This is a genomic window from Paenibacillus cisolokensis (assembly GCF_018403665.1).
Lineage (GTDB): Bacteria > Bacillota > Bacilli > Paenibacillales > Paenibacillaceae > Paenibacillus_AH > Paenibacillus_AH cisolokensis.
Map to the genome: position 1 here is coordinate 1 of NZ_BOVJ01000051.1, position 7,763 is coordinate 7,763.

Annotated in this window: 6 protein-coding genes and 1 pseudogene; all 7 read left to right on the forward strand. The window is 50.0% G+C overall.

Translation table 11 applies throughout. From position 1 onward, the window contains the following. Window positions 1–253 precede the first annotated feature (253 nt). Window positions 254–648, forward strand: a pseudogene (locus PACILC2_RS07165) (chemotaxis protein CheW). Between the two features lie 12 nt (window positions 649–660). Then, a complete protein-coding gene (locus PACILC2_RS26535) occupies window positions 661–1,935 on the forward strand; it encodes an Hpt domain-containing protein (RefSeq protein WP_244863322.1) in 1,275 nt (424 codons plus the stop codon). Further along, the gene (locus tag PACILC2_RS26540) at window positions 1,929–2,672 is read left to right on the forward strand and encodes a chemotaxis protein CheA (RefSeq protein ID WP_244863323.1); all 744 of its coding nucleotides are present in this window, start codon (window positions 1,929–1,931) and stop codon (window positions 2,670–2,672) included. Before PACILC2_RS26535 ends, PACILC2_RS26540 begins: the two co-directional genes overlap by 7 nt. Before the next feature lie 75 nt (window positions 2,673–2,747). Beyond that, a complete protein-coding gene (locus PACILC2_RS07175) occupies window positions 2,748–5,477 on the forward strand; it encodes a methyl-accepting chemotaxis protein (RefSeq protein WP_244863324.1) in 2,730 nt (909 codons plus the stop codon). 84 nt (window positions 5,478–5,561) lie between these two features. After that, window positions 5,562–6,392 carry a CheR family methyltransferase gene (locus PACILC2_RS07180; protein ID WP_244863325.1) on the forward strand — a complete coding sequence of 277 codons (831 nt, stop codon included), beginning with the start codon at window positions 5,562–5,564 and terminating at the stop codon, window positions 6,390–6,392. Window positions 6,393–6,456: 64 nt separating this feature from the next. Continuing rightward, window positions 6,457–7,494, forward strand: coding sequence for a protein-glutamate methylesterase/protein-glutamine glutaminase (locus tag PACILC2_RS07185; protein WP_213528359.1), 1,038 nt, complete (start codon window positions 6,457–6,459; stop codon window positions 7,492–7,494). 60 nt (window positions 7,495–7,554) lie between these two features. Further along, entirely contained in the window at window positions 7,555–7,677 is a 123-nt protein-coding gene (locus PACILC2_RS27915) for a hypothetical protein (protein WP_256364509.1), read from the forward strand. Window positions 7,678–7,763: the final 86 nt, after the last annotated feature.

The following is a 7,763-nucleotide window of genomic DNA, read 5'->3' on the forward strand; positions in this document are numbered from 1 at the left end:
GCACAAGTTCAGTTGTGCGAACTGTTTCTTGGTGACGCACTTAGTGCAGTAGGTTACAAGACCTATGTAGCTCCTGTCAACACGATCCTCTGAGCGAAGGGACATCCCGGTGAATCAGCGGTTCCATACATCACAGGTTCCTCGTCAGTCCTGGGAATGGATCAAACGGCATTTGCCGAATCGGCATTCCTTGCTTGAGTCAACGTCCCAAGGGGGTGAAACGGTGGAGGTTTCACAGCAAGACCAATATATCGTGATTGAACTGGGTGCGGAGAAATACGCGCTGAAAATTTCTGAAGTCTATGAAATTATCAAAATGCAAAAAATAACCGCAGTACCGAACAGCAAAACTTTTTGGAAGGCGTTACGAACATTCGGGGGAAGATTGTGCCGATCATCAGCTTGCGTAAAAGATTTCAATTGGGAGAGACGGCTGTCACTCCTAAAGCGAGAATCGTCGTGGTGAATCATAACGAAGAAATGATCGGCATCGTCGTAGATGGCGTGAATCAAGTGATCAAGTTTTCTGAAATACAGCCCGCTACCGAAATTGTTGCCGGAATCGACAGCAGCTATCTTCAGGGGATTGGCCTGTCGGAAGAAGGATTGATCGGCATCTTGAATCTACATCATGTTCTTGTCGGGTAAGGGGGGACCCATATGAATCGTTCGGAAATGATGGGCGTTTTCCTGTCGGAAGCGGAAGATTTGCTCCAGTTGTTGGAGATGGAAATCCTGAACCTGGAACAGCAAGGCGAGTCCCCGCAAATCATACAAAACATTTTCCGGATTGCCCATACATTGAAAGGTTCATCCGCAGCGATGGGCTTCGAGGAAATGAAACAAGTGACCCACGAGATGGAGAACATTTTAGACAAGATTCGCAACCAGCGTATGCCGGTGACGCAGCAGGTTGTGGATCTCCTCTTTCAATGTCTGGATCATTTGAACGGGTTGAAAAGAGAAATTGAACAGGAAGGTTACGCCAAAACCGGCATCGATTCTATTGTGCGGCAATTGCGGCAATTGGAAAAAGGAACGGCGGAGAACGCCGAATCGCTAAGGACGCGGGATAAAGATCATAACCAGCCATTAAGAAAGTGGAGATGTAAAGTTCGGTTATCCGAACATTGTGAGATGAAGCTTCCCCGGGCTTATATTGTGTTCAACCATCTGAAAAAGTGGGGAACCGTTATTTCGTCGGAACCCGATTTGGACAGCGTCATAGAAGATACAGACCTCCGTGAAATGGTCTATATCGTGAAGACGAATGCCGATTCCGATGCCCTCCGGCAAGCGCTGAGCCAGCTCCTTGATGTTGAAGCTGTCGAAGTGGCGCCGGTTTCACACGACCACCCGGCAGATGCCTGCGTGTCATGGCCAGAGGCCGGCAAGGACGCGGAGCCGGATAACCCGATCCCCGGACCGGGCAGAAAAGAAGAGAAGAAAATCGGACAAACGATTCGCGTCGATGTGGAACACCTGGACAACATGATGAATTTGGTTGGCGAACTGGTCATCGACCATACAAGAATCGCTCAAGTCGGAAGTCTGCTGCGCGACCGGTACTCCTCGGATGAAACGGTGGATGACCTGGAGCGAATCTCCATCCATTTCAGCCGAATCATCGGGGAACTCCAGGAATCCGTGATGAAGACGCGCATGCTTCCCGTCGAGCGACTGTTCAACCGGTTTCCAAGAATGGTACGGGATTTGGCCCGAACGTTAAACAAGGAAGTCAATCTGCTGCTTGAAGGGAAAGAGACGGAACTGGACCGGACCGTCATCGAGGAAATCAGCGATCCGTTGATTCACCTGATCCGGAATGCCATAGACCACGGAATAGAAGAAGTGGAAGACAGAAAAAACGAGGCAAATCCCTTAAAGGCACGATCAAAATTCGGGCATCTCATCAGGAAAATCAGGTGGTGCTGACGGTAGAGGACGACGGGGCGGGAATTAATGCGGAGAAAGTCAAGCAATCCGCCATACGCAAGCATCTGATTACGGCGCAAGACGCCGACATGATGTCGGAACAGGAATGGATTCAGCTTATTTTTCTCCCAGGATTTTCGACAGCCTCATCGGTAAGCGATATATCGGGACGCGGAGTCGGGATGGACATTGTCCGGAATCATATCGAGAAATTAAACGGATTGATCGATGTCGAAACCCGTGTGGGCGAAGGGACGAAGTTCACGATTAAATTGCCTTTAACTTTGGCTATTCTGCGGGGACTGCTGATCAAGCTGCAGGAAACGACTTATGCCTTGCCCATGAACAGTGTGATCGAAATCGTCCGTATACCGAAAAAAGAGATCCACTCCGTGAAGGGACAAGCTGTGGTGAAAATCCGGGAAAAAATGGTTCCGCTCATCGGTCTTCACGATCTTTTTAAAATGCCCAACAGCAAAAGAAAAACCAAGCATGTATTTATCGTGGTTATCGGTCTGGCCGAAAAAAGGCTCGGTTTGGTCGTCGATGAATTGATCGGCAGCCAGGAAATCGTAGTGAAATCCGTCGGTTCCTATATCGGACAGGTCGAAGGCGTTTCGGGGGCCACGATTTTGGGGGATGGAAGCGTGGCGCTGATCCTGGACGTAACCGGGATATTCAAATTGGCCCATAACCTGAAGTCTGTCGAATCCGAAATCATAGATGACGTGGTCTAACGATGTCGATTTTCCCAGCTATGAAAACCAGTTTGAAAAAGGGAGGAAACATTCCATGAGCGCTCTGACCAAAAAATGGCTCATCGATTTATGAAGGCTGCAGGAGTTTCGGAAACCATTGAAGCGACTATAACCGATTCCAAACGACTAGAGCAAAATCTGAAGGAGCTTGCCGTCGTTACGGAACAGATTGCTCATGGGATTAGCCAACAGTCGTCAGCCCTTGAATCTACATACGGCAATGTTGAAGAGATTACGAAGTCCATTGAAGGGGTAAGCCGACATTCGGATCGTCTGGCTGCTTCCGCCGGCGAAATCGCGGAGGCCATCCAGGAGATGGTCGCTTCCGTTCAACAAGTCGCCGGCAATAGCCAAAGTACGGCAAGCTCGGTGGAGCAGATTTCCGTTTCTATTGAAGAGATAGGGCAATCGATCAAAGGCGTAGCCGATAATGCGGCGAACCTGACCGCTTCGGCGGAAGAATCTTCAAATGCGATCCAGGAGATGGTCGCCTCCGTTCAACAGGTTGCCGGCAATAGCCAAAGTACGGCAAGCTCGGTGGAACAGATTTCCGTTTCTATTGAAGAGATAGGGCAATCGATCAGAGGGGTAGCCGATAATGCGGCGAGCCTGACCGCTTCAGCGGAAGAAACTTCGAATGCGATCCAGGAGATGGTCGCCTCCGTTCAACAGGTTGCCGGCAATAGCCAAAGTACGGCAAGTTCGGTGGAGCAGATCGCCGTATCCATTGAAGAAATGGGGCAATCGATCAAAGGCGTAGCCAATAATGCGGCGAGTCTGACCGCATCGGCGGAAGAAGCCTCGAGCGCGATCCAGGAGATGGTCGCTTCCATTCAGCAGGTTGCCGGAAATGCCGAAAACACGGCAAGCTCGGTAGAGCAGATTTCCGCTTCCATTGAAGAGATGGGGCGATCGATCAAAGGGGTAGCCGACAATTCGGCGAGCTCGACCGCTCTGATGGAAGAAACTTCGAATGCGATCCAGGAGATGGTCGCTTCTATTCAGCAAGTAGCCGGAAATGCCGCGAGCACAGCCAGTTCGGTTGAACAAATCTCCGTATCCATTGAACAGATGGGAAAATCGATTCGCGGCGTTGCTGTCAATGCAGACCAATTGCAGAAAATCGCCGTCGATACCTCCGCCTCGATCCAGCAAATCGCGGCATCGATCGAACAGGTAGCTAAAAATGCCCAAAATGTGAACACCCTTACGGATCAGGTTCTGATAGATGCCAAAGACGGACAAAAGGCAGTCGGTCAGTCTCTGACAGGCATGAAGGAAATTGCCGATGTCGTAAAGCAGGCCTCCAATGTCATGGCCAATCTGGGCAAAAGCTCGGAAGAAATCGGAAGTATTATTGAAGTTATCGATGATATCGCGGAGCAAACCAACCTCTTGGCGCTTAACGCCGCGATTGAAGCGGCACGAGCGGGTGAACACGGAAAAGGTTTTGCCGTAGTTGCCGATGAAGTGAGGAAGCTCGCTGAAAGAAGCGCAAAAGCGACCAAGGAAATTGCCCAATTAATCAAAGGGATTCAAAGTGAAACAACCGACGCGATCAAAGCGATCGAGATCGGCATGGTCAAAGTTGAACAAGGCAACAAATTGGCGGATGAAACGGGTACAGCCATCGAGAAGATTGTCACCGGAGTCGAAAACATTACGAATGAAATCAGACAGATCACTTCTGCTACCGTTGAACAGGCTAAGGGAAGCGAACAAATCGTGATCGCCGTAGGCTCATTAACCAATCAGGCCGACATGGTGACGCAGGCGACGAAGGAACAGGCCATTGCAGTTGAGGAAGTCATCAAGGGGGTAACCAACGCCCGTGAGCAGGTGCGGCAGATCACCGTAGCAACTGGCGAACAAGCCAAGCAAGGCGAAATTATCGTCAGAGCGGTCGAAAATGTAACCAAACAGGCCGATATGGTCACTCAGGCGACGAAGGAGCAGGCCATCGCCGTTGAAGAAATCGTTAAGGGTGTCGTGAATGCCCGCGAACAGGTGCTTCAAATCACGGTAGCGACTGGCGAACAAGCCAAGCAGGGGCAAAACATCGTACGGGCGGTTGAAAATGTAACCAGACAGGCCGCTATGGTGACGCAGGCGACGAAGGAGCAGGCCGCCGCCGCTGAAGAAGTCGTTAAGGGTGTCGTGAATGCTCGTGAACAGGTGCGACAAATTACCGTAGCCACCGTCGAGCAGGCGAAACAAGGCGAAAATATCGTACGGGCGGTCGAAAATGTGACCAAACAGGCCGATATGGTCACTCAGGCGACGAAGGAGCAGGCCGTCGCCGTTGAAGAAATCGTTAAGGGTGTCGTGAATGCCCGTGAACAGGTGCGACAAATTACCGTAGCCACCGTCGAGCAGGCGAAGCAAGGCGAAAATATCGTACAGGCAGTCGAAAATGTAACCAAACAGGCCGCAATGGTGACGCAGGCGACGAAGGAGCAGGCCGCCGCCGTCGAAGAAGTCGTTAAGGGTGTGGAGAATGCCCGTGAGCAGGTGCGTCAGATCACGGAGGCTACCGTGGAACAAGCCAAACACGGAAAGGATATTGTAAAAGCCGTCGAAAAGGTAACCGAGCAGGCTGCCGAAGTTACGGAAGCAACCGGCTATCAAGTGAAAGAAATGGACAAACTCGAAAAGGCGATGTCCGATACGGAACGTGTTGTCCGTCAAAATATTCAGGATGTGGAAAGGATCGTTGTCGTTGCGCGGGAACTGGCGGACCGGTCTGCGTCCATTCAACATTCGCTTCGTAAATTGCAAGCCTGACGTCCGTTTTTTCGCTAAGGCGAACCATTGAGAGAGCTTTGAGGACCCTGTCAATGCGCTGCTCATATGGGAGATGTAACCTTCATGTATATCAAGTTCATAAACGAAACTCAGAATTATGATGTGTGCTTGGAAGATTTGGGCCAAATGATATATGACTATTGCGGATTAAATTACTTGGACAATCTATCCTTGCTTGCATCCAAGATGGCGAAGAGACTATCCGTTCTCGATATGTCGTACCGGGAGTACACCGAGTTCTTGAAGCGGAACCCGCAAGAATGGAATCACCTGATTGAACTCATTACCAACAACGAAACTTATTTTTTTCGTGAAGAGAATCAGCTCCATGAATTAAGCCGTGCGGTTCTTCCCCAATTCCGGAATCAGGAATGTATCCGGATTTGGAGCGCCGCCTGCTCTACGGGAGAAGAACCTTACAGCTTGGCGATGACCATTGCAGAATCAGGGGCTGTCCCGCTGAAATCGGTGCACATCATTGCCACCGACATTAATCATAAAGTTCTGCAAATCGCCAGACGCGGGTGGTACCATAAAAATTCGCTATGTTTCCGCCGGACGCCACAGGAGATGCTGGACAAGTACTTTATTCCGCAAGATGAAGGATTTCAAATCAGCAGCTTCATCAAAGACAGGATTGAATTCCGGCATTCGAATCTTTTAAACAATGAGGACATGGCGGCGATCGAAAACGTCGATATCATTTTCTGCAGAAATGTGCTGATCTACTTCGATGCCGCCACAACACGCCGGGTTATTGCAAAATTTTACAATCGATTAAATGCAGGCGGATTTTTATTTTTGGGACATGCCGAGACGATAACGGGCATGAACACCCATTTCGAAACCATCAATGCTCGTGCGACATTTTATTACCGAAAAGGGGGACGGTGAAAGTTCTCTTTTGTGATGGGACGCCAGCATGTTGAAACTTGCATCATAAGGGAGGCAACGCCAATTGAGTCGGTACGGTGTGCTGATCGTCGATGATTCCGCATTCATGAGGAGAGCCATCAGCCTCTTGTTTGAGAAAGATCCGGATTTTTTTATCGTGGGAGTCGCCCGCAATGGCCTCGAGGCTATCGAAAAGATAAAGCGATTCAAACCGGATGTCGTGACGATGGATGTGGAAATGCCGGAAATGGACGGAATAACCGCCTTGGCGTATATCATGAAGCACCATCCGGTAGCCGTCGTCATGCTGAGCACACTAACAGGCGAAGGAGCGGAAGCCACTCTGACGGCCTTGCAATTAGGGGCAGTCGACTTCTTCCCCAAAAGCTCCTTGATGAAGGATCCTGCGGAACCTGCAATCATCGGCGATTTTCTGTTGAGGGTAAAGACCGCCGCCAGTGCAAAACTACCGTTAAGAAACAAAGTTGCCGCGATGAAAGAAGCGGTGGAAGCCCAAAAGAAGCCAGGCTCCTCTTCCGTTGATCTGCTCATTATCGGGTGTTCCACAGGCGGGCCGTCTGCCATCCAATCCATTCTTCCCCGATTTATGCCTGACTTTCCGGCAGGCATTGTCGTCGTTCAACATATGCCGCCCGGTTTTACCAAACCTTTGGCAGACCGTTTCGATACCCTTTGTCATTTGAAAGTGAAAGAAGCGGAAGACGGCGATGTGGTAAGGCCTGGGATCATTTATGTTGCTCCTGCGGGGTATCAAACGTTATTTCAAAAAACGAATGCCGGAACGACCAGAATAAACATTGTGGAGGACGAGAGCCACCTGTACAAGCCATCCATTGATGTGACAGTTCAGTCCGCATCTTTGATTTACCGGGACCGTTTACTGGCGGTTATTCTTACCGGAATGGGGACGGACGGGTTAAGGGGTTGCGGTGAAGTGAAACGGCAGCGGGGGCGCGTGATCGTTGAGGCCGAAGAATCCTGTATCGTATATGGCATGCCTAAAGCGGTTTATGAGGCGGGGTATGCGGATCGACAAGTATCTTTACCTTATATGTATCAAGAGATTCTCTCCCTGATTTAGGCGGACCTCTGAACTTTCATCACAAGCTGCTTGATCCATGATTTGCAAGGAGGCTCTAAAATGGAGAAAGAAGAAAAGGAAATCCTCACACCGGAAGAAATCGAGGAAATCATCCGCAAATTGGAATCCGATTGTTCACATTCGTCAAATACTGGACGAACCGAACGATCGACAGAGGACTAGAAATACGCATGAAAATGAAAAACAGGCCGAACGGAGGGCGGCAGCTCACCTATACGGCCTGTTTGCTTTATGGTACGCCCAGCATG

What these genes read in the sequence shown, in the direction of transcription:
- PACILC2_RS27915 (WP_256364509.1), top strand. Translation starts at nt 7,555, where the DNA reads ATGGAGAAAGAAGAAAAGGAAATCCTCACACCGGAAGAAATCGAGGAA.
- PACILC2_RS07180 (WP_244863325.1), top strand. Translation starts at nt 5,562, where the DNA reads ATGTATATCAAGTTCATAAACGAAACTCAGAATTATGATGTGTGCTTG.
- PACILC2_RS07175 (WP_244863324.1), top strand. Translation starts at nt 2,748, where the DNA reads ATGGCTCATCGATTTATGAAGGCTGCAGGAGTTTCGGAAACCATTGAA.
- PACILC2_RS26535 (WP_244863322.1), top strand. Translation starts at nt 661, where the DNA reads ATGAATCGTTCGGAAATGATGGGCGTTTTCCTGTCGGAAGCGGAAGAT.